Origin of the sequence: Devosia sp. (genome assembly GCF_025809055.1) — a bacterium.
Taxonomy (GTDB): Bacteria; Pseudomonadota; Alphaproteobacteria; order Rhizobiales; family Devosiaceae; genus Devosia.
Map to the genome: position 1 here is coordinate 1010122 of NZ_CP075529.1, position 22766 is coordinate 1032887.

A 22766-nucleotide genomic window follows, 5' to 3' on the forward strand; every position below is an offset into this window, starting at 1 on the left:
CACCGGTCCGATTTCACTTCGGCATGAAGGCGGCAGTTCGTCTAATCAATTCCGCTGTGGTTAACCAGAACTTGAAAGCCACACTTAACGAATTCTTTCGCGGCTGCAGCAAATGCAGGTGTTCACTTCAAGCCGCCCGCAGCTTTTTCCCGTCATGGTCGCCTCAGGAACGAGGAATGGCCGTGAACCAGCAGTCGCCGGAAATGCATCAGCATCAGGACACAACGACCACCATGACGGTGGCGCGCTGTGATGGCCGCCTGCTCTCCGCCGAAGACGTTCTCGGCCTGCGCACCAGCGGCAAGCTCCCGGCGCACACAATGCCCCTGCTTCTCTCGGGCTGGCTGGGACTTTTGCTTATCCTGTCGAGCCCGATCGCTGGTCTCTTCACCCTGTTTGCCGCGCCCCTCCTGCTCACCCACGTCACTGCCGCTCGCCACGCCTGACGAAACCTGACATCATGGATGTCCGGGTCTGACCAACCACGCGGATGGCTTGGCCGGGCCGGATGCCGCCGCAGATTGCGGTGCCCTCTACTTGCCGTGCCCTCCACGGTCGTCCACAGATTGCGGAGCGTCCCGTCGTGATCAGCAGGCTCTTCCAGTCGATCTTGCCCCCGAGGCGCACTCCCTCGGGGCGCGCGCGCCTCGTCGAAGCCGAATGGCCCGCCGCCATCTATGCCATCGGCGATGTGCACGGCTGCCGGGAGCAACTCGAGGATTTGCAGGCCGCCATCGTTGCCGATGCCTCCGCAACCCAAGGCGAGAAATGGCTGGTCATGCTGGGAGACTATGTCGACCGCGGGCCGGATTCGGCCGGGGTTCTCGACCTGCTGATGCGCCCGGCGCCCGCCGGATTCCGGCGCATTTGCCTCTGTGGCAATCATGAACAACTGATGCTGGATTTCGTGTCCAGCCTTGACCTCGAGTCGAACTGGCTGAAATGGGGTGGCCTGAAGACGCTCGCTTCATATGGACTGTCGCCCACCGATTTGCCCAACATGAGCAGGAAAGCGCTCCGTCAGGCGCTCGACTACCTTGTGCCCCCCGAGCACCTCGACTTCATGCGCGGCCTCCCGGTCGCATTGCGCCTGCCGGACGTCGCCTTCGTCCATGCCGGTGTCCGGCCCGATATTGCATTTGAGGACCAGCAGGATGACGATCTCATCTGGATTCGCGAGCCCTTCCTCAGCACCGAAGACCATCCCGGCTATCTCGTGGTTCATGGCCACACCCCTGAATCGTCCCCAACCATCCTGCCGCACCGTATCGGCATCGACACATGCGCCTTTGGCGGGGGCCCACTCACGGCATTGAGGTTGATGCCCGGTAAGCCGGTGCACTTCCTCCAGGCATTTCCCCGCTCGTAAAACGCTTCGGCGGACTGAACCATGGCCTCTTTCGCCCCCTCGCTCCTCTGGGGAGAGGGTAGCGACGCCGGAAGCGCAGCGACCCGGCAGAGCTGGGGTGAGGGGTGAAGCAATATGCCCATGGGCCGGAGATCGGTGCACCGGTGAAATGCCCGGGCCGGCCTCATGCCTCCACTCTGATGTCGTCGCGCGCTGGCCTCGGTCGCGCCACCATGATACGCAGGCACGCCTTCAGCGGAGACAGCGTCTTGTCCACTCAGCCCCGCATCAGCTTTGTGACCAACAACACCGCCGCAGCAGACGCTGCAGCCCGGCGCCTGCGCGACCGCTATGGCGATTCAGACCTCGATTCCGCGGAACTGGTCGTTGCTCTTGGCGGCGACGGCCTCATGCTGCAGACCCTGCACCGGGTCATGGGCCGGGACGTACCGACCTATGGCATGAATTTCGGCACCGTCGGGTTCATGATGAACGACTTTAGCGAGGACGACCTGCGCGAGCGCATCGCCGTCGCGCAACGCACCCACATCTATCCCTTGTCCATGACCGTGGTCGACGCCTCAGGTCAGTCCCGCACCGCCCTGGCCATCAACGAAGTATCGCTGTTTCGATCCACCTATCAGGCCGCCAAGCTGCAGATCCTGGTTGATGGTGAGGTCCGCCTCGACGAACTGATCTGCGACGGAGCCCTGCTGTCGACGCCGGCGGGTTCGACAGCTTACAACCTGTCCGCGCACGGCCCCATCCTGCCGATCGAGGCGCCTCTGCTGGCCTTGACCCCGATTTCGCCCTTCCGTCCGCGACGCTGGCGCGGTGCGATTCTGTCAAACCGCGCCACGGTCACCTTTCTCACGCGCGAACCGGACAAGCGCCCCGTCAGTGCCGTGGCCGACAATGTCGAATTTCAAAACGTGCGCGAGGTCACCGTGCGCGAAGACCGCAGTCACCGCGTCACCCTGCTCTTCGACCCCGGCACGAGCCTCGAAGAACGCGTCCTAACCGAGCAATTCCGCTTCTGATCGCATCGCCCCGGCTGGTTCAGCCGGTCCGTGCGCTGATCCATCGCCCCCTCACCCTCCGGGAAGAGGGCCGGGGTGAAGCCCCACCCCTTCACCTCCCCCTTGAAGGGGCCTTGAAGCGGCCGAAGGCAAGATCGCTCCAGTGGAGCGATCTTAGCGGACTTCGAACACGGTCGCGCAGCGGGGAGCGGCTCCAGTGGAGCCGGTCCAGTCGAGAAGGCCATGAGAGCTGTGCTCGAATGGCAAGTAGCGACGCTAGGCCCATAGGGCCGTAGCAGAGCTAGGTGGGGGTGTTCCGCGCCCGGTCCCGCACGACCCTGTCCAGCCCATGCTCCGCTTTTGAAAAATGTGCTGCTGGCAGGACCAACTCGATTTCGTCCCAAGTTCAATCAAACCGGGAAATGATCAAGGCCGGCTCAGGCCGCCGTCAACGCGCGAACCTCGCCAGCCTCTGCCATCGGCAGCGCGATGACGCCCTCGCGCGATCCCGCGAATGCGGAGACGACACCACGCGCCGCCTTGCGCGCCAGGGTGATGTTCTGCTCGCTGAGATAGGTAAAAACCTCTTCGAGCTCGGCCGGAATGTCGCCGTCATACTCGGCGATCATCTCCTCGGTCAGCGCCGTCACCACATAGTGCCGGGCAGCCAGGTCGTCGGACAGATCGGCAAGCCGGGCGTGCAGGATCAACCGGGCCAGGACACGGGCAACCCCTTCCCGCAACCCTGCCCGCCCAAAGAGCGCCATCAGCGCCGTGCGGCTGCCGGTCTCCAGTAGCGAAAAGACTTTGCTTTCGGAAACCTCTGCCAGGGCCGTGAGGCAGGACGAGAAAAACATGACATGGCCGGTGAGCACCGCGTGCAGCAAGACCCTGGTACTGACTTGCTCGTGCTGGACCAGCGAGCGGGCATAGTCACCCCCGGAAGCGGCCATTTCCCCGATTGCCGACAGGGCGGTATCGGTGCCGTCGCGCAGCACCCGATCAAGCCGGTCAGGCGCAAGTGCGCCCTTGACCAGCCGGCACTTCCGCAGGCTTTCCGCCACGCAGCGCACCAGCACCATGCGGGCCTCGGCGGGCAGGTCCCGCCGCGCCAGAAGCGCCCCACGCAGCCGCGCGTCGCCCCGATATTTCAGCGTAAGAGTTGCCAGCACGTCTTTGGGGAGCGGCACATCCATGCGCTGCAACAGCCGCAGAACCAGATTGTCGTCGCCCGCTTCAACCAGTGCCGCAGCAATCTTGCCGCTGATCTTGGGGCGTTGCGCAATGGCCACCAGGCCACCCGCATCCCCCGAGCGGATCAGAGGCATGAGATCGGCATCGACCAGAACAGGAGAATACTGCAGCACTGCCCGCGCAATGACCGGACTGTCGCGCAGCAGCGCCAGAATGATCGGCCGCGGCACTTCGGGCGAGTGCAGCAAGCCATAGGCCAGCGCTGCCCGCACCTTAACCGAAGGATCGTCGAGAAACCCGATCAGGGCAGCGTAGAGCGCGGCATGTTCGTCCGCCGGACCGGAATGATCAAGATAGGCCTGCGCCGCCAGATGAGCCGCATGGCCTCGCTCATTGCTGTCGGTGGACAGCGAGAGGTCTGCAAACGCCTGGTACCCGATCATAAAGCTACTCCGCACATGGCGAAGTCACCCTAACCACCAGAGCTTAAGGAACGGTTCACCATAATTGCGGCAATCGGCAGAGGGGAACTACTGGCTGTAGAGCTGTGTGAAAAATGCCGGATTGGATGCCGATCCCGTCTCCTCTGACGCCGCAGGCTCGGGCGTGTTGAGGAAGAGGCCGGTGAATGACATGTCCTCGCGGGAGAACCGGGAGGGCAAAGGCGGCTCGCTTTCGCGCTGCGGGGCGCTGCCGCCCTGCCCGGCCATCTGTTGCACCGAGAAGCCCGCATTGCCCCCGCCCTCATGCTTGGCGGTCAGCACCTGGTAAACCTGCCTTATCGTCCGCGCCTTGCCGGAGCTGTCGAAGAAGATCGAGCGATTGGCATCAGCCTGGCGGGGGAACAGGTTGACGGCGACCTGGTCGGGATTCTGCAACCCCGCCGTGAACATGCGCTCGGCGCCCTGGGCACCAAGAAAATGGGCAATATAAAGCTCACCCGGACTGGGCATGCGTCCGAATGCCGACATCAGATAGTCGCCATTGGACCGCGTAAAGGCCGCGGCGAGGTCGGCAGCAATCTGGGGATTTTCTCTGAGCTTGAGGATTTCCGCCCGCTTGGCCGAATCGCGCACGACATAGTCGCCACCGCGCACCTCGATCTGGTCGGCATAGGCCGAATATCCCAGGCGCGGCCCCTGCTCCTTCATCACCTGAAGCCAGGTGCCCTCAAGAAATTGAAACAGGCCGGTAGCCGATGATGTCCGCGCCTTGGCCTCTGGATTGAGACTGCTCTCCCGGATGGCGGTCTGCAGCAGATAGTCAAAATCCACCCCACTCCGGCTACCTGCGGACTGCAGGGCGGTCGCCAGGCTCGATGGAATGCTGATTGGCTGCACACCCATTGAAGGGCTTTCAAACTGGACTCAAAGACATTCACCAGTAGAACTGGCTAGTGTTAACAGTGTGTTAACCATATCAACCCTGAAGGGGACTGCTCCAGGTGGTCACCACGTCCTCGAGCGCCGGGCGCGGACGATCCTCCATCACCGCCGCAGCCGTCCCGATATGGACAAATCCGACGAACTGCTCGCCATCTTTTGCACCCAGAATGCCCGCCGCCTCGGCGTCAAAAGCATACCACCGCGTGACCCAAGATGCCGCGTAACCCATTGCAAACGCTGCATGACTGAGATTGAACGCGACGTTCCCCGCCGACAGCACCTGCTCCAGCCGAGGCACCTTGGGATGGTCCTGCGGCCGCGAGATAACACCCACGGTCAGGGGCGCCGGCAGAAAGCGGCTCCGCTCCACCTCCAGGTCCGCTTCCGACGCATCCGGATTGCGACGGCGCACCAGATCAGCCAGCGCCTCCCCCGCCTTAACCCTTGATTCTCCAGCGAAAATTACCAGCCGCCAGGGCGTGATCTTCCCATGATCCGGCACCCGCGTGGCGATCGTGAGCATGGTCGCCAGTTCCTCATCACTCGGCCCCGGCTCGCGCAGAAAGGCCAGCCCCACCGAGCGGCGCGTGAGGAGATAGTCGCGAAGTGGCACGTTTACAGGCATTTACCGTCTCCAGTTCGGTCCGACTGATAACCCCCACGCCCGGCAACACAAGGCCCCGACTACAAATTCTTGCGCGCAGGCGCCGATCCGGTTTCAAAATCGCCCCGAGTGTGACACAGCTTTTCCCCAATCACGGCCTAGGCAGACCCGGTCGTGAACGGCAAGCCTGCTGATGCGGCACGGGAGTATTCATGCGCGTCTTTCTTGCAACCGCCCTGGTGCTGGGTTTGGCCTTTTCCGCACTGCCGGTGGCCCTGCCCGCGTTCGCCCAGGACAATACGGAAATCCCCCCCTTGCCGCGCCCGCGCCCTGACCGTGATGCCGCCAGCACGCCAACCCCACCCGGTACAACTGCCGCCGACGCCATTCAGCAAGTCACCAGCGTGCCGCAACCGGTGACCCTGACCGCCCGCATCACTGAAGACGGCGCCGTCGTGCCGGAAGGTCTGACCTGGCGCATTTTCGAGAACACGGCGGACGCCAATGGCGAAGTCGCTCTGGTTGCCAGAGCCGACACGGGCACCGCCAACCTTGAAATCCCGCCCGGACAGTACACGCTACACGTGGCCTACGGAAACGCCCAGGTCACCCAGGAAATGTCGGTGGCACCTGGCGCCAACGCCGTGGACGTTGTGCTGGACGCCGGCGCACTGCGCCTCAACTCTGCCGTGACCGGCGACATAGCAATCTCGCCCGCCCTGCTGAAGTTCGAGATTCATACCACGGCCGAGAATGGCGAGGTCCTGATCGTCGACAATCTGCCTCCCAACGAAGTGGTCACCCTCAATGCCGGCGTTTACGAAGTCGTATCGCGGTTCGGGGCGATCAACGCAGTCGTGCGTGCCGATCTTCGCGTCGAGCCCGGCCAGTTGACCGACGCTACCCTTTATCATCACGCCAGCGAAATCGCGCTGCGGCTGGTATCGGAAGCTGGCGGAGAGGCGATTGCCGATGTGGAATGGACCATCAAATCCTCCGACGGGACGACAATCTTCACGGACCGCGGCGCGTTCCCCTCAGCGGTACTTTCCGAAGGCGAGTACCTGGTTCTCGCCAAGCTTGGAGACCAGGTCTACAATCGCGAAATACAGGTGCAGTCCGGCGGCCCAAGAGAAATCGAAGTGCTTTCGACCATCTACTAGCCGCCAACGCTATAGGTATAGAACGGCCTGTTCACACGACGAGGTTAGCCCGATAACTTGGATGCAGTCGCGCGTATCGATCATACGGCGCCACATGCGAACGGAGACGACGATGACAAACACCCGTGCGACCCGGCCGACACTAGCGACTGCAACAGCGGCGCTGCTCCTCGGCGTGGCAATGCCAGCGCTTCCCGCCCTGGCCAAGGAAAAGGTCAAGACGCCACCGGCCTCCGAGGCGACCGCCTCCATCGCGCACTCCGTATCCATTCCAACCGTACAAAGTGATGGCGCCAGCATCGACGAGGCCACACTGCGGGCCATTCTGTCCGGCGACATTGCCGGTCACGCCGAAGAACTTGCCACACTCGACGCCACAAGCATCCTGGTGCCCGAAATTATCGTCACGGTCACTTCGTCAGGCGCGGACGGCTCGGAGAGCGGCGTGCTCACATTCTCCGACCTATTGCTCGAAAACGTCCAGAATGGCGTGGCAGCGTCAGTAAGCCTTGCCGGCATCGACATGACCATGGACGATGGCGCGGTCAGCTTCGGGACCATGACGGCGAGCAATTTCAGCATCGGCGGCATTCTCGGCGTCTACGGCATGGTGGACAGCGCAAGCACCGAAATGTCCACGCTCTACACCGATTTTGCGAGCGAGGGCGGCACGCTGAATGCCGAGGAAGTCTCCTGCACCTTTGGTGGGGTTTCCGGCGCCGAAGTTCGCGCCCGCCCGCTGAAAACATCCTTCATCGAGTTCATGGCCCTGGCGCAGTCGATGGAAGACGATCCCGAAAATCTTGATCCGGCCGTCCTTGGCAAGGTCCTGCGGATGTATGCCGACATCTTCACGGCGTTCGAGACCTCGGAAGTTACATTCGATGGCTTTGCCTGTGACGGTGAAGACGACGAAGGGCGTCCGATGGTCTTTGAAGTCGCCGGCATGAGCATGGGCGGCATGAGCCCTGGAGTATACCCGGCGCTTTCGATGGATGGCCTCAAGATCGAGGTCGAGGGCGATGGCTTCATCGAACTGGGCAATTTCACCTTCAAGCAGATGGATCTGACCCAGGCCATCGCGACGCTGCAAAGCGCCCCGGAACTGGTGGATGAAACCTGGCTCGAAGACAATGTGCGCCACCTGATCCCGGCCATGGAAGGCCTGTCCATTGCCGACCTCAGCATCGATGTTCCCGATCCCGATGAGGCGGACACGCGCATCAAGGCCACTGTCGGCGCCTTTGATCTGTCGCTTGCCAATTACCTAAACGGCATTCCGACAGACTTCGACATGTCGTCCAGCGAGATCGTCGCCCAATTGCCGGAGACCGGCGGTGACGAGATGATCGATCAACTCCGGGCGCTCAATATCACCAGCATCAATGCCGGCTTCCGGCTTGCAGCAATCTGGGATGAGGCGGCCCAGTCGATCAACATCAAAGAGGTGTCGTTCAACGGCGCTGATCTCGGCAGTGTGGCCCTTGCCGGAACTATTGCAAACGCAACCGCCGACCTGTTCGCGCTGGATGAAGACGTTGCCCTGCAGGCAGCTATGAGCGTCCTCGTGAAAAATCTTGACGCCACGGTAGAGGATTGGGGTCTGTCCGACATCATCCTTGAGGTTGTCGGAAAGGAACAGGGCTCCGATCCCGCGACCCTCCGCCCAATCTTCGCCGACCTGGCCAAGGGAACGACGATCGGCATGATGGCGGGTCTCGCCGATGCTTCCAAGCTCGGTGACGCCGTGGATGCATTCGTCCGGGGCACGGCCAAGACCCTGGCCATCGGCATCACGGCCAAGAATGATACGGGACTCTCGCTTGTCGATTTCATGGCCGCGGAAGAAGACCCCACGTCGCTTCTGGGCAAAGTCAACGTGACGGCGACGGCTAAGTAACCCTCGTTAAGCGCGCAATTCGCGCCTCAGCACGTCGAGCCCCCAGACCAGCAAGGCCTGGGCGGCCTTCGGCGTCGCCGCTTCCACGTAGCAACGCATCTCGGGTGCGTTGCCCGAGGCCCGAAAATGCACGACATCTCCCGAAACCATGGTGAACCGGACGCCATCGATCGCGGAGATGTGCCCGACCCTGTGCGGCGCCAGCACAGCCGCCGCAAAGCCCCCTCCCTTCTCCAATCTGGCCAAAAAGTCCCGGCACGCGGGTATCGAGACGTCCTGCAACCGTCCCGCCGCCGTCGGCCGCACAGGCAAGGTCGCAACCAGGTCGCGAACGGACACCCGTTCCCGTGCGGCTAGGCCAAACACAGAAAGCAGCGGAAGAATAGCATCACGGGTCGGAAGGGGAGCCAGCGCCCTGCCGCTCACGGTGACGCCATTGCCGACAAACGTGCCGCCATTGGCCTCAAAGCCCACTGCCCCGTCGCCTGCTGCCTCCAGGCCCTCGACAACATAGGGCGAGCCCACTCGGGTCCGCACCGTGGCGGTGAAGTAGCCAGTACGTTCAATGGCCGAATTGGATGTCACGGGGGTGACGACTGTGTTCGCCCCAAGGAACCGGGCGGCCACGAGGCCCAGAACGTCACCTGGTACGAAGTCGCCGCCGCTGTCCATCAGCAGAGGCCGATCGCCGTCGCCGTCCGCGGACACAATGGCGTCCAGCTTGAACTCATGGAGCCATAACTTGAGCGGAGCAAATACGGCGTCATCAAAGGCCTCGGTATCGACGGGAACGAATTCGTCACTTCGGCCCAGCTGGATTGTTTCGGCCCCATGATGGTCAAGAACCCGGGCAAGATCGTCACGGGCAACGCTTGAGTGCTCGAAAATCCCGATGCGCAAACCAGACAACGCTGCTTTGGGCAGCAGGCTGGCATAGCGGTCGAAATACCGGGTTCGGGTCTCGTTGTGTTCACTGGCCAAGCCGACCGCTGCCGGGAGCATGGCCCCTTCACCAAGGTGCGAGATAATGCCGGCCTCGTCAGTCTTGCTGATCTCGCCGGCCGGCGAGTAAAACTTGAGGCCATTGCGATCAGCAGGAATGTGGCTTCCGGTCACCATGATCGCTGATCCGCCCCTGCTTTGCGCATGCAGCGCCAGCGCGGGCGTCGGCACGTCGCCGCAGTCAATCGGGATCAAGCCCGCATCGGCAATCCCCGCCGCGCAATCGGCAAGAATACCGGGGCTTGATGGACGATAATCCCGGCCCAGATAGACCGCGCCATTGCCTGTGCGACCATTTTCTTGCAGGTACCTGCAAAACGCACGCGCATATCGCTGCGCCTGATGCCCGGCCAGGTCTGTAACCAGGCCGCGCAACCCGCTGGTGCCGAACTTGAGATCGCTCATGCCCTAGCCGCCGCTGGGGCCGTCGTAGTTCCGGAACCACTCGACAAATTTCCCCACCCCGACGTCAAGCGGCGTGTTCGGAAGCGCGCCAACAAGACCACTGAGGAGCCGGGTGTCGGCTTCGGTTGCCACCACATCCCCCGGCTGCATAGGCAACATGTTCAGGATTGCCTTCTTGCCTAGGGCATCCTCGAGAACCGCTATGAAATCCATGAGCTCCGCCGGATGCCCGCCGCCGATGTTGACGGTTCGGAACGGGGCGACTGGAGACAGTGAGTCTGCGTCTGAGGCATTCCCTTGCACCGGAGGCTTGGACATCAGCGATGCCATTGCCGTCACCAGATCGCTGACATAGGTAAAATCGCGCCGCATCTTTCCGTGTCCGTAAACGTCGATGGGCCTGCCCGCCTCGATGGCACGAGCAAACTTGAGCAGGGCCATGTCCGGCCGTCCATAGGGGCCATAAACGGTAAAAAACCGAACGCAGGTCGATGGGATCGACCAGAGATGGGCATAGGAGTGGACCAGAGCCTCACCGGCCTTCTTGGTCGCGGCGTAGAGGGAGAGCTGAGCATCGGCCCTGTCAGTTTCTGCGTAGGGCATATGCTCGTTGCCGCCGTAAACCGAACTGGTCGATGCGAAGATGAGGTGAGCCGGCGGACTGGCCCGGAGCGCTTCGAGCAAGTTTGCCGTGCCGACGACATTGGACTGGATGTAACTGGCTGGGTTCTCGATGCTGTATCGAACGCCCGGCTGTGCCGCGAGATGAACGACGACCTCGGCTCCAACTTGTCCGACATAGGCTTTGAGTGCCTCGGCATCGGTCAGGTCGAGCCTCTCGAACGAGAACCCTGGCATGGATTGTAAAATATCCAGCCGGGCCTGCTTGAGGGCGGGATCGTAGTAGGCGGTCATGGCGTCCATGCCGAAGACTGCATGCCCCTGCTCGACCAGCAGGCGCGACAAATGAAACCCGATAAATCCGGCGGCCCCGGTCACCAGTATCTTCATGGCATGTCCCTTATTCAGCCGCCTCGGAAACGCTACCCATTCCACCAGCCTCTGGGCGGCCGACACTGAAATAATGGAACCCGTGCTTTCGCACTTCCTGTGGCCGATAGACGTTGCGCAGGTCCACGAAGACAGGTGTCTGCATCAGAGCCTTCAGACGCGACAGGTCCAATGAACGAAACTCGTTCCATTCCGTGACCAGAACGACAACGTCCGCACCTTCCGCAGCCGAATAGGCATTCGGTGCAAACTTGACTCCGTCCACGAGCTTTTCGGCTGCCTTCATACCTTGCGGATCATAGGCGACAATCCGTGCCCCCCGGTCCTGCAGGCCCCTTATGATGTCGATAGACGGGGCTTCCCGCATGTCATCGGTGTTCGGCTTGAATGTAAGCCCCAATATCCCGACAGTCTTGCCCCGCACGTCCCCGCCACAGGCGGCAATGACCTTGCGCGACATGGCCCGCTTGCGCTGCTCGTTGATGGACACGGTGGTTTCCACCAGGCGCATCGGGCTGCCGAAATCCTGCCCGATCTTGACAAGCGCCTGGGTGTCTTTCGGAAAACAAGACCCGCCATAACCGGGACCCGCATGAAGGAATTTGGAGCCGATACGGTTGTCCAGCCCGATGCCTCGGGCCACCTCCTGCACATTCGCACCGGCCACCTCACAGAGGTCCGCGACCTCGTTGATGAACGTGATCTTCATGGCGAGAAATGCGTTGGCCGAATACTTGATGAGTTCAGCGGTGCGGCGGTTGGTAAACTGCAGAGGCGCCTGGTTGAGATAGAGTGGCCGATAGACCTCGGTCATCACCTCGCGAGCCCGCTCGTCTTCAATGCCGATCACAATGCGGTCCGGCCGTTTGAAGTCGTCTATTGCGGCGCCCTCGCGCAAGAACTCGGGGTTTGAGACAACCGTAAAGTCGGCCTCCGGACTTGCGGCCCGGAGAATGTGGTCGACCTCGTCGCCGGTCCCCACGGGAACCGTGGACTTGGTGGCAACGACGGTAAAGCCATTTAAGGCTCCTGCCACTTCGCGTGCCACGTCATAGACATATCGCAGGTCAGCATGGCCGTCCCCGCGACGGCTGGGCGTGCCAACGGCGATGAAGACGACCTCCGCCTGGCCAACGGCGGTGGGCAGATCGGTGGTAAAGGTCAGGCGCCCGGCAGCCACGTTCGTGCTGACCAGGTCAGAAAGACCCGGTTCAAAAATCGGAATAATGCCTTGGCTCAGTGCCTCGATCTTGGCCGCGTCCTTGTCGACGCAGACTATGTCATGCCCAAAATCCGCTAGGCATACACCAGTGACCAATCCGACATAGCCCGAACCGACGACCGCAATTCTCACAACCGTTCTCCTGCAATCAGAGCCGATGGCCGTGCCATCTGACGCTGCCAATCGGGACTTAGCCTGCTTACCTCGTCACTGGCCATCGATATGACAGTGTTGCATGACGCTTGGTAAAGATTGGAATTATTCCTCCACGCCCGGCCGGCCACGAAGTTGTTTCGTGCTGCCGCGGCGTACCTTGCCCTCTACCCGTCTCTTCTTGGAGGCCAGGGTCGGCCGGGTCGCAATGCGCGGCTTTGGCGGATAGGCGCCCTCCCGCACCAAAGCCACCAGTCGTGCCAGGGCCTCGGCACGGTTGAGCGGCTGGTCGCGATGGGAATTCGACGTGATGACGATCACACCATCCTTGGTCAGCCGGCTGCCGGCCAGCGCCGCTACACGCCGCTTTACCGGCTCGCTGAGGCTTGACGAGTTCGTCAGGTCGAACCGCAACTGAACAGCGCTCGCGACCTTGTTGACGTTCTGACCGCCGGGGCCGGAGGCACGCACGAATGTTTCCTCGATCTCGCCTGGATCGATGGAAATGGTGCGGGTGATCATGATCGGATCGGCCATGTCACCCGCTCCCCTAGCGCTTCCAGCGGCCTGTGAAGAACACTTCCTCGTCGTGGATGATGCGACCCTTTTCGGTCGTGCGGAACTTGCCTGGCTCGACTTCCTCGACCCAGAGCTTCTTCAGCATGCCGGCAAAGGTCTTCTCGCCGATATCCTTGAAGTCATCCGGGCCCAGGACCTTGTCCTCGCCCAGATGGTAGAGCGCCTTCATCTCACGATTGGACGGCCGCTGCGGCATCAGGCGACCTTTGCCGCCGCAGCGTCCTTCAGGTCGGGTGGTGTTGCCTCGGCCATCAGCGACACAAGCGCATCCATGAACGGCTGAACCTGCTGGCCCTCGGTGCCGAGACGGCGGACCGACACGGTGCCTTCCTCAGCCTCGCGCTTGCCCACCACGAACATCAGCGGCACCCTCTGCACCGAGTGCTCGCGGACCTTGTAGTTGATTTTCTCGTTGCGTGCGTCGATCTCCGCTCGAATTCCGGCATCGCGCAGCTGGCGCACCAGCTTTTCGGCATAGCCGTCGGCTTCCGACACGATGGTGGCGACGACGACCTGAGTCGGTGCCAGCCACAGAGGCATCCTGCCGGCATAGTTCTCGATGAGAATCCCGATGAATCGCTCGAGCGAACCAAGGATCGCCCGGTGCAGCATGACCGCATATTGCCGCGAGCCATCCTCGGCGACATAGGTCGCGTCCAGCCGCTCCGGCAACACGTAGTCGAGTTGCAGCGTTCCCACCTGCCAGGACCGACCGATGGCATCTTTCAGGTGGAATTCGAGCTTTGGCGCATAAAACGCACCCTCGCCTTCAGCGATCTCGAAGTCATATCCCGTGGCGCGCAGCGCGTCGCCCAAGGCCTTCTCCGCCGCATCCCAACGCTCGATGGTGCCGCCGAACTTTTCGGGTCGCGTGGCAAGCTTGATCACCACGTTTTCGAAGCCCATATGGCCATAGACCGAGTAGAGCAGATGCACGAAGTGCTCCGTCTCGGACTGGATCTGGTCCTCACGGCAGAAGATGTGCGCGTCGTCCTGCGTCATCTGCCGCACACGCATGAGACCATGCAGGGCGCCATGCGCTTCATTTCGGTGACAACAGCCGAATTCTGCCATGCGCAGAGGCAGATCGCGATAGGACTTGATGCCCTGGTTGAAGATCTGCACATGGGCAGGGCAGTTCATGGGCTTGAGCGCCAGCAGGTCGCCGACCTCTTCAAAGACCGGCTTGTCATCCTCGGTATTGGGAACCTGATCCGGCACCACGAACATGTTCTCACGGTACTTGCCCCAGTGGCCGGACTGCTCCCAGAACTTGGCGTGCATCAACTGGGGAGTCTTGACCTCGACATAGCCGGATTTGCTGAGGCGCCTGCGGATATAGGCTTCCATCTGATTATAGATGACGAAGCCGCGCGGGTGCCAGAACACCGAGCCCTGCGCCTCTTCCTGCAGGTGGAACAGGTCAAGATCGCGACCGATCTTGCGATGATCGCGCTTTTCGGCCTCCTCCATCATGTGGAGATAGGCGTCCAGTTCTTCCCTGCTGGGAAAAGCCGTCCCGTAGATGCGCGACAGCACCTCGCGATTACTGTCGCCGCGCCAATAGGCACCTGCCACCTTCGTCAGCTTGAAGGCCTGGCCAATGTCCTTGACCGTCCGCATATGCGGGCCGCGGCACAGGTCCATCCACTGGCCCTGCTTGTACATCTTGATCGATTGGTCGGCGGCAATCGCGTCGACGAGTTCGACCTTGAACGCCTCGCCCTTGGCGGCAAACCAGTCCTTTGCCTGATCGCGCGACCAGACTTCCTTGGTAAAAGCAGCGCCTCGGTCGATGATTTCGCCCATCTTCTTTTCGATGACGCGCAGCTCCTCTTCCGTGAAAGGACCCTGCGGGCGATAGAAATCGTAATAGAATCCGTTCTCGATCACCGGACCGATTGTCACCTGGGTATCTGGCCAGAGCTCCTGCACGGCTTCGGCAAGCACGTGCGCAGCGTCGTGCCGGATCAGTTCGAGAACATCAGCCGATCCACTGTCACGCGTCACAAACTCGATCTTGCCGTCAGCTTCCAGCGCGTCTGACAGGTCCGACAAAACGCCATTCCAGCGCATTGCCACCGTTTTCTTGGCCAGGCTCTTGGAGATGCCTTCCACGATCTCGGTGCCGGTAGTGCCGCGCGAATAGTCGCGAGCAGCACCATCGGGGAAAGTCACCTTGATCGACATTTTGTATCTCCAGAAAATTCTGTTCCTTGCGCGACTATCGCGGCAAGGCGGCCTGAATAGCACGATTGTCCGCTATTTCCAGCGCCCATATCGCCATGGCTGATACCAACGGCCACCTGGCGGAAGAGTTTCCGGTACCGGATCATAGCCGTGCGTTCCGCCGGGGCGGCAGCGCCAGAACCGCGCCAGCCCCATCCATCCGCCGGGCCAGAAGCCGAACTGCCAGATCGCGTCGCGGGTAAACTCCGAACATGTCGGCAGGTGCCGGCAGCTTCGACCCGTAAAGGCCGAGAGCGTATATCGGTAAATGGTGATGAGCAGCACAGCCGAGATTTTGAAGGGCAAATCAATCACCCTCCAGAACTGCTGACTAAGTCGCTGCATCATCGCCCGGCCGCAACTGCCTGTTTCGACTCAACTTCTGCCAGCGCCGCAGCAACAGCGTCGAACACCAGCAGGGTCGAAACATGCCTGTTGGGATAGTCTCTCACGGGCTGGAGATATTTCAGGTCATCCCACTTCCCGGTTGGCGGCGGCCCGCCTGCCTTCAGCATGTCGTGCATGGCGGTGCGAACGGCGAGAAATTCGGTGACAGGCGTACCCACGATTTCTCGCGCGACGACTGCCGCTGATGTTTGCCCGAGCGCGCACGCCGAAATGTCATGTCCGTAACCGGAGATGACCCCGTCTCGCATGATGAGATCGACTTCGATGCTCGAGCCACAGACGCGGCTCACCTTTCGGGCGCTCGCATCCGGATGATCCAGCCGAGCCGGCGAAACGGCATTGCCGGCCAGATCCAGGATTCTCTCCGAATAAAGATCGCTGAGCTCCATGACGTGGACGATTCTGTTTCTTGTTCTGGTCTCGTTCGACTTCTATATAGGGGGTCCACGCGGAAGTGTCAGGGGCCGAGGCATCCTGACATGATCCGACGCGTCGCTTGCGGCGTATTGAGAGCGGTCGCAACGCAAGGAGCACGACCCATGGATGCCCAAGTCAAGCCGCTCAAGCAGGCGTCAGAATCTCTTGGCGCCACGTCACGTCCTACTCAGGCAGAGGCTGAGGCAGCCGTCCGGACGTTGATCGCCTGGGCGGGCGACGATCCTTCGCGTGAAGGCCTTCTCGAAACCCCTGCCCGCGTGGCCAAGGCCTATGGCGAGTTGTTTGCAGGTTACGACCAGAATGCGCGGGACGTGCTGTCCAAGACCTTCAAGGAGGTCGGAGGCTACGATGATCTCGTTCTGGTCCGCGACATCCCATTCTACGCCCATTGCGAGCACCACATGGTGCCCTTCTATGGCAAAGCGCATATAGCCTATCTGCCGCACGACGGGGTGGTTGGGTTGTCAAAGCTGGCCCGTCTGGTTGAGGTCTTTGCCCGCCGCCTGCAGACGCAGGAAACCATGACCGCCCAAATCATCGACGCGATCAACGAAAACCTCGGCCCGCGCGGCGCGGCCGTCATGCTGGAGGCCGAGCACATGTGCATGACGATGCGCGGCGTGAAGGCCCATGACGTCAAGACCGTGACCCATCGGTTCACGGGTGTCTTTGCCGAAGATCGGGTCGAGCAGGATCGGTTCTTTGCCATGGTCGGGCATCGCTGATTCCGCACGATGGCACGGTGCAAATAGTGCTGGCTCTCATCAGGCTTCGGCGCTAGAGCAACGGCGCAATGATGGATCATTTAAACCACTACCACAGCAGCGTAGCGCCCTAGAACCGGCTCGCCGGCCCTGAGGGGCGGCAATCATGGAGCCAGCCATGCTGAAGGCATTTACCTGCGATAGCGAACTGCTGACCGAGAAAGACTGGAACGGCAACTCAGAAGGCCTGGTCTGGATCGATCTGGAAAATCCGGCTCCCGAGGAGGATCACTCTGTCGAGCAGGCGCTGGGCGTCACCATCCCCTCTCAGGCGGACATGGCCGAAATCGAGCTGTCATCCCGCCTCTACCATGAGAACGGCGCTGAGTTTCTGACCCTTACGGCTCTGGCGAACCTCGACAGCGACGACCCCATCAAGATGCCGGTCACCTTCATTCTCAAGGGCACGACGCTGGTGACGGTGCGGTGGTGCAATCCGCGCCCGTTTGCGGCCTATCGCAGCCGCGCGGCCCGGCAGAAGGACACGCCGTCGCGGACCGGCGAGCACGTCATGCTGGGACTGCTGGAGGCGCTCGTCGATCGGCTTGCCGACGCGCTGGAGCGTGTAGGCACCGACGTCGACCACATCTCGCGGGAGATATTTCGCAACAAGGCCCGCAATATCAGCAAGAAGACGCGTGGTCTGCAGGCCCTCATCGAGAAAATCGGCGCCAAGGCTGAGCTCCTCAACCTGATACAGGAAAGCCTGGTCAGTATCGGCCGGCTGACGGCATACCATGCGGCAATGGACGAAACGCCCAAGAGCAAGAGTGCAATAACGCGCGAAAATCGCGTCCTGCTCAAGGTTATCCAGCGCGACGCCCTGTCCTTGTCGGATCACGCACGAGCATTGAACGGGCGGGCTAGCTTCCTTTTGGATGCGACGCTGGGCCTGATCAATCTCGAGCAGAACCAGATCATCAAGATCTTCTCGGTGGCCGCCGTCGTGTTTCTCCCGCCCACCCTGGTGGCCTCGATCTATGGCATGAACTTTGATTTCATGCCGGAATTGCACTGGCCCTTCGGCTATCCATTTGCGATCGGGCTGATGATTGTGTTTGCCATTCTGCCCTACCTCTTCTTCAAGCGAAAAGGGTGGCTATAAACCCTTGGGAGATGACCGTTGAAATTCTCAGACCCTGCATCGCTCGACCATGCAGAACGCGAAGAAGGCACCACCTTTGCGCCACGCTTTGACGCCCACGGGCTCATCACCGTGGTCACCACCGAAGCCGATAGCGGCACTATTCTCATGGTAGCCCACATGAATGCCGAAACCTTGGCGCTAACGCTGGAGTCGGGCATCGCCCACTACTGGTCGCGCTCGCGCAAGGCGATCTGGAAGAAAGGCGAAACCTCGGGGGAATTGCAGGAGGTCGTTGAGTTGCGCACTGACTGCGATCAGGATTGTATCGTCATGCTTGTGCGGCAGACCGGTCGCGGCGCAGCCTGCCACACGGGGCGAAAGAGTTGTTTCTATCGGCGGGTGGAAATGGCTGGTGACAAGGCCTCGCTGGCCGACATTGGCCTGCCGCGCCTGTTCGACCCCGCGACAGTGTACAAACGCTAGTTGCGTCTCTCGAAAAGGCCGACGAGAAGCAGCCCGGCGACGAAGCCACCGATATGGGCCTGCCAGGCTATGCCCAGCGACGTTCCCGTCAGCAGCGGCAACAGCGGCACAGCGGCGTTCAGGACCAGCCAGATCAGCGTAAAATAGCGCGAGCGGGGATTGGTGAAAACCTCTCCCAAGCTTGCCAGACGCCTGCCAAGCGCGATGGTTTCTCCGGTCTCAGGGTGCCGGCCCACCAGCACAGGCTGGAAGATAAAGCGCGTAGCAGCGCCCGTGAGTCCGGCCACACCGCCCGACGCGCCGATCAGATAGACACCCGAGTACAGCGTACTGACAGCAAAAAGAGCCGCGCCTGCGGCGGCCGAAATCAGGAACAGCAAAAGCATGGGAACAGCGCCGTAGCGCCGCGCGAGCGGCGTCGCGAAGATCACCAGCCAGGCGACGTTGATCAGAAGATGATCCCAGCCTCCATGCAGGAATGCGTGGGTGAATGGCGTCCATAGCAAGGGGACCAGAAAACTCGGGTCCTGCGCGCCGACCACGATTCGGATCGGCTGAAAGGCGAACCAGACGAGAAACTGCTCCTGCCCTTCCAGGTTAAGCACCATGGTTGACGCGGCATGAATCGCAATGAGAAGCCCAGCCAGCACCGTCACCGCGCCGGGCAGAAGGAAGATCGGCTCTGAACCCTGATTGCCCTCGCCTGGCTTGTCCGGCTGTTGTTCACTCATGCTGTTTTCCCAAAAGCCCAAGGGCGGCGCGGCGTGCCATTAACTTTTCCACATCAGTCCCGCCACGTTAACCTTAACCATTGTTTAAGCGGGCGTTTCACACCGCATTTTGCGATTGTCAGCGGACACGGGACGCGGACTCAGGGGGAGTTGGCGACCCTGGCCTGGAACAGCGGAAATCAGCCATGCAGATGCCGAGCACCAAGACGCTCTATAGCTATTGGAACACGATTCGCGGATCGCGAAGCGCACCAGATCGCCGCGACATCGACCCCACCCGCATTCGCGAGGCACTCGCCAACACTTTTATTCTCGAATTGGACGAAGCCGACCGCTTCTCCTTCCGGCTGGCGGGCTCCCACCTGTGCACCAGCTATTGCCGCGAACTCAAGAACCGCTCATTCACCGGCCTGTGGCACGAGCGCGACATGGATGCGGTGGATACCCTCATCCGCGCCGTCACGGAAGATCATGCCGTTGCCCTGGTGACTTTCCAGGGCAGCACTGCCCTGCAGACCAAGGTGTCGTTTGAAACCATCCTGATGCCGCTTCGGCACAACGGATCCACTCATACCCGCGTCCTTGGGGCCATGACCGCCCTCGAAACACCTTATTGGCTGGGCGTGCAGCCAATCATGGAACAAAGGATCATCGGCCTCCGGCTGATCTGGCCCGACGAGGCCCAGTCGGAAGAACCCCTGCGCCAGGCAGTGTCCAATATTGGCAGCGACCTCGACTTCACCTCGCACCTGGGCGCACCCACGGCAATGCCCGCAACGGTCTTCGGTCGTTCAGCACGCCGTTATGCGCATCTCGCGGTCATCGATGGCGGCCGGAACTAATCCAGGCGCTTTTATGCGTCTCAGCGGGTGACATCTCACTTTGCGTTAACCAAGACCGGATAGCGTGCAGGCATAACTTCGGGCAAACCGGGTAACCTTGCGCATGCTCAGCGACGACATTACCGCCCCGCATCCTGCATCGCTTCTGCGGCCCAAGGCCGCCGAGGCCAGATTCCAGCGCGTGAATGTCTCAATTCTCGGCCGCTACATGCTCGCCGACAGGCGCGAGTTTCCCTGTCAGGTCCTCTCCATGTCGCCGGGCGACGCCGTGGTAATTGCGCCGGCAATGGGCATCGTGGGCGAAAAGGTCATTGCCTATCTCGACCACCTTGGCCGGGTCGAAGGCACCATCCTCAATGCCGTCGATGGCGGTTTTGTCATGGATATCGCCGCGTCCACGCGCAAGCGCGACAAGATGGCGGCGCAGCTCACCTGGCTGGCCAACAAGGACATCCTGAACCTGCCGGAAGACCGCCGTCACGAACGCATGGTCCCCGACATTCGCCATTCCACCGTCGTGCTCGACGACGGCCGGCGCTATAACTGCAAGATCATCGACATTTCCCTGTCCGGTGCCGCCATTGAACTCGATGTCCGCCCGGCCATGGGCACCCCGGTGACACTGGGGCGCATGCGGGCGCGCGTCGTCCGGCACTTCCAGAATGGCGTCGCGGTCGAGTTCGCCGCCGCTCAGGAAATGCTGACTGTCGTTCAACAGAATTTGCGCATCAACTAAGCCGCAGGCGTTCCCGCTGTCTGGTCCCGTTGCCGCACACCCTTCATGGTGAACAAATCCTTCCAAACTCCTGTAAAACACGCATAAAAACTGCGTTGTAGTTTTCGGATCGGCGCAATTCGCCCCGCCTAACGTGGTCTCCATCAGGGAGATCACACTATGGCTTTCAACACAAAGAACTGGCTGGGCCCGCTACTCGCCGCTCTGACCATCATGGCCGTTGCGCCGGCGATGGCGCAGGACTTCACCAACGTTGCCTTTATTCAGGCCCGCGAGGGGACCACCTCGATCCCGGTTGGGCACATGGAATTCTGCCAGGCTCGCCCGTCCGAATGTCGCGCCTATGACAAGGTGGTGCCGGCGGTTTCGCTGAACGATGCAAACTGGCAGCAGCTCGTGGCCGTCAACACCCACTACAACACGAATGTAGTGCCGGTCACCGATCGCGACCTCTATCAGGTTGAAGAGTTCTGGACCTACCCGAACGGCTACGGCGATTGCGAAGACTTTGCCTTGGCCAAGCGCCGTGATCTCATCAACGCCGGCTGGCACCCGTCCACACTGATGATCGCGGTCGTGCGCCAGGCAAATGGCGACGGGCACGCCGTGCTCATGGTTCGCACCGACCGTGGCGATCTCGTTCTCGACAATCAGGACGGCATGATCCGCGTCTGGAACGAAACACCCTACAAATTCATCAAGCGCCAGTCCCAGGCTAATGCAGGCCAGTGGGTCGACATGATCGACGACCGCGTCACCGTGGTTGCCGCGCGCTCCAACTGACGAGTTTCCGGACCCCGCCCCAAGCCTATCCCTGATAGGGGTCTGAAGAGTAAGGCCGGCCTCGCGCAAGCGACGCCGGCCTTACTGATTCCGTTAGGGCGTTGTCGCTAGTGGATGACTGCCACATAGACACTCATGAACATGAGCCCGGTGATGAAGGCCCACCCGAAGGCGACCAGCGCAGACACCAGCATGGATGTCATCGACAGCGCCCCGCCCTCTTCATGCCGCCATCCAAACTGCAACATTATGTATGGGCCGCAGACAAAGCTCATCACCAGGTGACCCAGGGCACCCAAGGCGTTGCGCCCGTCAAGCCGAAGCATGGCCTGCTGACGGAACACCCATTGATACAGATGCGTCGCCATGCCCGACATGCACAGGCCGACGCCCATGATGAAAGCCGCCAGCACGAATTCCCTAATCATCCCGGCTGTCCCCGCTTCAAGCCCAGCAATATCTTTACGATTTGTTAATCATATTGAAGCTCCTAATATCTGTCATCCCCGCCAAACAGACTTGGTTAACGCTGGTCATGATTTCCACCGGCACCGAACAGGCTCAAACCCGATCCAGCGGCACCATCGCCTATAATCTGGCGGCCATCGCGGTGATGATTTCACTTATTGCCGTGGGTGGCGCCTATCTCATCGACAGGGCAGTGCGGGCAGACGGCATAGTCGGGCCCGAGCTTTCCGATGTCGATCCGATCAGCCAGACCATCGGCGGACGCGAATTGAGCATTCCGGCCAACTGGTATCGGCATGGGGAACAGTTGAAGCCCGGCTTTGCCGCGCAGGCAGATATCATCGTGCGCCTGGGCCTTTCAGAAGGCGCGGCGCCGGTTCCCGTAGAGGTCACCTTGCTCCCGCGCACCCGCGCACGCGCCAGCAGCGGACTGCTGGACGCAGTCTATTTGCATCAGTTCGAAGATGGCACAATCGGCGGTGTGCCAGGCCTTGTGGGCAAACGCCTCATCTCGCGCGATGGTTATGCGGGAGAGAGCGTGTGGTACGACGCCCTGTCCCCGGATCCCTTCGTCGCAAAATGCCTTGATCCGATCTCGGATACGACCGTGGCGCGATGCGTTCGCACGGTCCAATTACCCAGCGGGCTGGCGGCGATCTATACGTTCGACGCCACCGCCCTGCCCTTTTGGCGCCAATTCGACACTGCCATGGCCAATTGGTTGGAACGCGCCGGCGCCCTCTAGACCTGCGAGTGGCGCCAAAACGATAGACCGTGGCTCCATGCCCCGATGAGACTCAAGACATCAGGGG

General features: G+C 61.3%; 25 protein-coding genes. 12 read left to right on the forward strand and 13 right to left on the reverse strand.

The annotated features are described in order from the left end of the window. The first annotated feature begins 176 nt into the window (after nucleotides 1–176). The 3 genes from KIT02_RS04915 to KIT02_RS04925 all read left to right on the forward strand — a co-directional run bounded on the left by KIT02_RS04915 (nucleotide 177) and on the right by KIT02_RS04925 (nucleotide 2388). Nucleotides 177–446: a hypothetical protein gene (locus KIT02_RS04915; RefSeq protein ID WP_297582957.1), complete on the forward strand. Its 270-nt coding sequence runs from the start codon at nucleotides 177–179 to the stop codon at nucleotides 444–446. 62 nt (nucleotides 447–508) lie between these two features. Then, entirely contained in the window at nucleotides 509–1369 is an 861-nt protein-coding gene (locus KIT02_RS04920; RefSeq protein WP_297582958.1) for a metallophosphoesterase family protein, read from the forward strand. A gap of 248 nt (nucleotides 1370–1617) precedes the next feature. Continuing rightward, entirely contained in the window at nucleotides 1618–2388 is a 771-nt protein-coding gene (locus KIT02_RS04925) for an NAD kinase (protein WP_297582959.1), read from the forward strand. Nucleotides 2389–2804: 416 nt separating this feature from the next. On the opposite strand, the gene KIT02_RS04930 is transcribed toward KIT02_RS04925, so the two are convergent. The 3 genes from KIT02_RS04930 to KIT02_RS04940 form a co-directional block, all read right to left on the reverse strand. Beyond that, nucleotides 2805–4004, reverse strand: a complete 1200-nt coding sequence (locus KIT02_RS04930; RefSeq protein ID WP_297582964.1) for a DUF2336 domain-containing protein — start codon at nucleotides 4002–4004, stop codon at nucleotides 2805–2807. An 87-nt stretch (nucleotides 4005–4091) separates the two neighbouring features. Further along, entirely contained in the window at nucleotides 4092–4907 is an 816-nt protein-coding gene (locus KIT02_RS04935; protein WP_297582969.1) for a transglycosylase SLT domain-containing protein, read from the reverse strand. Between the two features lie 73 nt (nucleotides 4908–4980). After that, nucleotides 4981–5571: a nitroreductase gene (locus KIT02_RS04940; RefSeq protein ID WP_297582971.1), complete on the reverse strand. Its 591-nt coding sequence runs from the start codon at nucleotides 5569–5571 to the stop codon at nucleotides 4981–4983. A 191-nt stretch (nucleotides 5572–5762) separates the two neighbouring features. On the opposite strand from KIT02_RS04940, the gene KIT02_RS04945 reads away from it, so the two are divergent. Together KIT02_RS04945 and KIT02_RS04950 are read left to right on the forward strand one after the other, a co-directional pair. Further along, nucleotides 5763–6713 (forward strand): hypothetical protein, encoded by a 951-nt coding sequence (locus KIT02_RS04945; protein ID WP_297582973.1) that lies wholly within the window; start codon nucleotides 5763–5765, stop codon nucleotides 6711–6713. Between the two features lie 112 nt (nucleotides 6714–6825). Next, nucleotides 6826–8613: a hypothetical protein gene (locus tag KIT02_RS04950; RefSeq protein ID WP_297582975.1), complete on the forward strand. Its 1788-nt coding sequence runs from the start codon at nucleotides 6826–6828 to the stop codon at nucleotides 8611–8613. Between the two features lie 6 nt (nucleotides 8614–8619). Here KIT02_RS04950 and KIT02_RS04955 read toward each other — a convergent pair whose 3' ends face one another. The 8 genes from KIT02_RS04955 to KIT02_RS04990 form a co-directional block, all read right to left on the reverse strand. Beyond that, complete coding sequence (locus tag KIT02_RS04955) at nucleotides 8620–10020, reverse strand: phosphomannomutase (protein ID WP_297582977.1); 1401 nt, start codon at nucleotides 10018–10020, stop codon at nucleotides 8620–8622. Nucleotides 10021–10023: 3 nt separating this feature from the next. Next, nucleotides 10024–11031: an NAD-dependent epimerase/dehydratase family protein gene (locus tag KIT02_RS04960; protein ID WP_297582978.1), complete on the reverse strand. Its 1008-nt coding sequence runs from the start codon at nucleotides 11029–11031 to the stop codon at nucleotides 10024–10026. Nucleotides 11032–11041: 10 nt separating this feature from the next. Next, nucleotides 11042–12385 (reverse strand): UDP-glucose/GDP-mannose dehydrogenase family protein, encoded by a 1344-nt coding sequence (locus KIT02_RS04965; protein ID WP_297582982.1) that lies wholly within the window; start codon nucleotides 12383–12385, stop codon nucleotides 11042–11044. 126 nt (nucleotides 12386–12511) lie between these two features. Next, nucleotides 12512–12943 (reverse strand): alternative ribosome rescue aminoacyl-tRNA hydrolase ArfB, encoded by a 432-nt coding sequence (gene arfB, locus KIT02_RS04970; RefSeq protein ID WP_297582985.1) that lies wholly within the window; start codon nucleotides 12941–12943, stop codon nucleotides 12512–12514. 13 nt (nucleotides 12944–12956) lie between these two features. Beyond that, complete coding sequence (locus KIT02_RS04975) at nucleotides 12957–13181, reverse strand: hypothetical protein (protein ID WP_297582988.1); 225 nt, start codon at nucleotides 13179–13181, stop codon at nucleotides 12957–12959. Beyond that, nucleotides 13181–15175 (reverse strand): threonine--tRNA ligase, encoded by a 1995-nt coding sequence (gene thrS / locus KIT02_RS04980; protein WP_297582990.1) that lies wholly within the window; start codon nucleotides 15173–15175, stop codon nucleotides 13181–13183. Before thrS ends, KIT02_RS04975 begins: the two co-directional genes overlap by 1 nt. A 72-nt stretch (nucleotides 15176–15247) precedes the next feature. After that, a complete protein-coding gene (gene yidD, locus KIT02_RS04985) occupies nucleotides 15248–15562 on the reverse strand; it encodes a membrane protein insertion efficiency factor YidD (RefSeq protein WP_366520584.1) in 315 nt (104 codons plus the stop codon). Continuing rightward, nucleotides 15559–16011: an iron-sulfur cluster assembly scaffold protein gene (locus tag KIT02_RS04990; protein ID WP_297582992.1), complete on the reverse strand. Its 453-nt coding sequence runs from the start codon at nucleotides 16009–16011 to the stop codon at nucleotides 15559–15561. Before KIT02_RS04990 ends, yidD begins: the two co-directional genes overlap by 4 nt. A 150-nt stretch (nucleotides 16012–16161) precedes the next feature. Here KIT02_RS04990 and folE point away from each other — a divergent pair, with 150 nt between their 5' ends. The 3 genes from folE to hisI all read left to right on the forward strand — a co-directional run bounded on the left by folE (nucleotide 16162) and on the right by hisI (nucleotide 18394). After that, the gene (folE, locus tag KIT02_RS04995; RefSeq protein WP_297582994.1) at nucleotides 16162–16785 is read left to right on the forward strand and encodes a GTP cyclohydrolase I FolE; all 624 of its coding nucleotides are present in this window, start codon (nucleotides 16162–16164) and stop codon (nucleotides 16783–16785) included. 157 nt (nucleotides 16786–16942) lie between these two features. Continuing rightward, nucleotides 16943–17929 carry a magnesium/cobalt transporter CorA gene (gene corA / locus KIT02_RS05000; protein WP_297582997.1) on the forward strand — a complete coding sequence of 329 codons (987 nt, stop codon included), beginning with the start codon at nucleotides 16943–16945 and terminating at the stop codon, nucleotides 17927–17929. Nucleotides 17930–17947: 18 nt separating this feature from the next. Next, nucleotides 17948–18394 (forward strand): phosphoribosyl-AMP cyclohydrolase, encoded by a 447-nt coding sequence (hisI, locus tag KIT02_RS05005; RefSeq protein ID WP_297583000.1) that lies wholly within the window; start codon nucleotides 17948–17950, stop codon nucleotides 18392–18394. On the opposite strand, the gene KIT02_RS05010 is transcribed toward hisI, so the two are convergent. After that, nucleotides 18391–19125 carry a rhomboid family intramembrane serine protease gene (locus tag KIT02_RS05010; RefSeq protein WP_297583003.1) on the reverse strand — a complete coding sequence of 245 codons (735 nt, stop codon included), beginning with the start codon at nucleotides 19123–19125 and terminating at the stop codon, nucleotides 18391–18393. The genes hisI and KIT02_RS05010 overlap by 4 nt on opposite strands. 185 nt (nucleotides 19126–19310) lie before the next feature. Between KIT02_RS05010 and KIT02_RS05015 the strand changes: the two genes are divergently transcribed. The 3 genes from KIT02_RS05015 (at nucleotide 19311) to KIT02_RS05025 (ending at nucleotide 21486) form a co-directional block, all read left to right on the forward strand. Continuing rightward, nucleotides 19311–19967 (forward strand): PAS domain-containing protein, encoded by a 657-nt coding sequence (locus KIT02_RS05015; RefSeq protein ID WP_297583006.1) that lies wholly within the window; start codon nucleotides 19311–19313, stop codon nucleotides 19965–19967. Between the two features lie 103 nt (nucleotides 19968–20070). Further along, nucleotides 20071–20703 carry a PilZ domain-containing protein gene (locus tag KIT02_RS05020; RefSeq protein ID WP_297583010.1) on the forward strand — a complete coding sequence of 211 codons (633 nt, stop codon included), beginning with the start codon at nucleotides 20071–20073 and terminating at the stop codon, nucleotides 20701–20703. A 159-nt stretch (nucleotides 20704–20862) separates the two neighbouring features. Then, nucleotides 20863–21486 (forward strand): transglutaminase-like cysteine peptidase, encoded by a 624-nt coding sequence (locus KIT02_RS05025; protein WP_297583014.1) that lies wholly within the window; start codon nucleotides 20863–20865, stop codon nucleotides 21484–21486. Between the two features lie 107 nt (nucleotides 21487–21593). Here KIT02_RS05025 and KIT02_RS05030 read toward each other — a convergent pair whose 3' ends face one another. Beyond that, a complete protein-coding gene (locus KIT02_RS05030) occupies nucleotides 21594–21914 on the reverse strand; it encodes a hypothetical protein (RefSeq protein ID WP_297583017.1) in 321 nt (106 codons plus the stop codon). 107 nt (nucleotides 21915–22021) lie between these two features. Between KIT02_RS05030 and KIT02_RS05035 the strand changes: the two genes are divergently transcribed. Further along, a complete protein-coding gene (locus tag KIT02_RS05035; protein WP_297583020.1) occupies nucleotides 22022–22699 on the forward strand; it encodes a hypothetical protein in 678 nt (225 codons plus the stop codon). Nucleotides 22700–22766 lie beyond the last annotated feature (67 nt).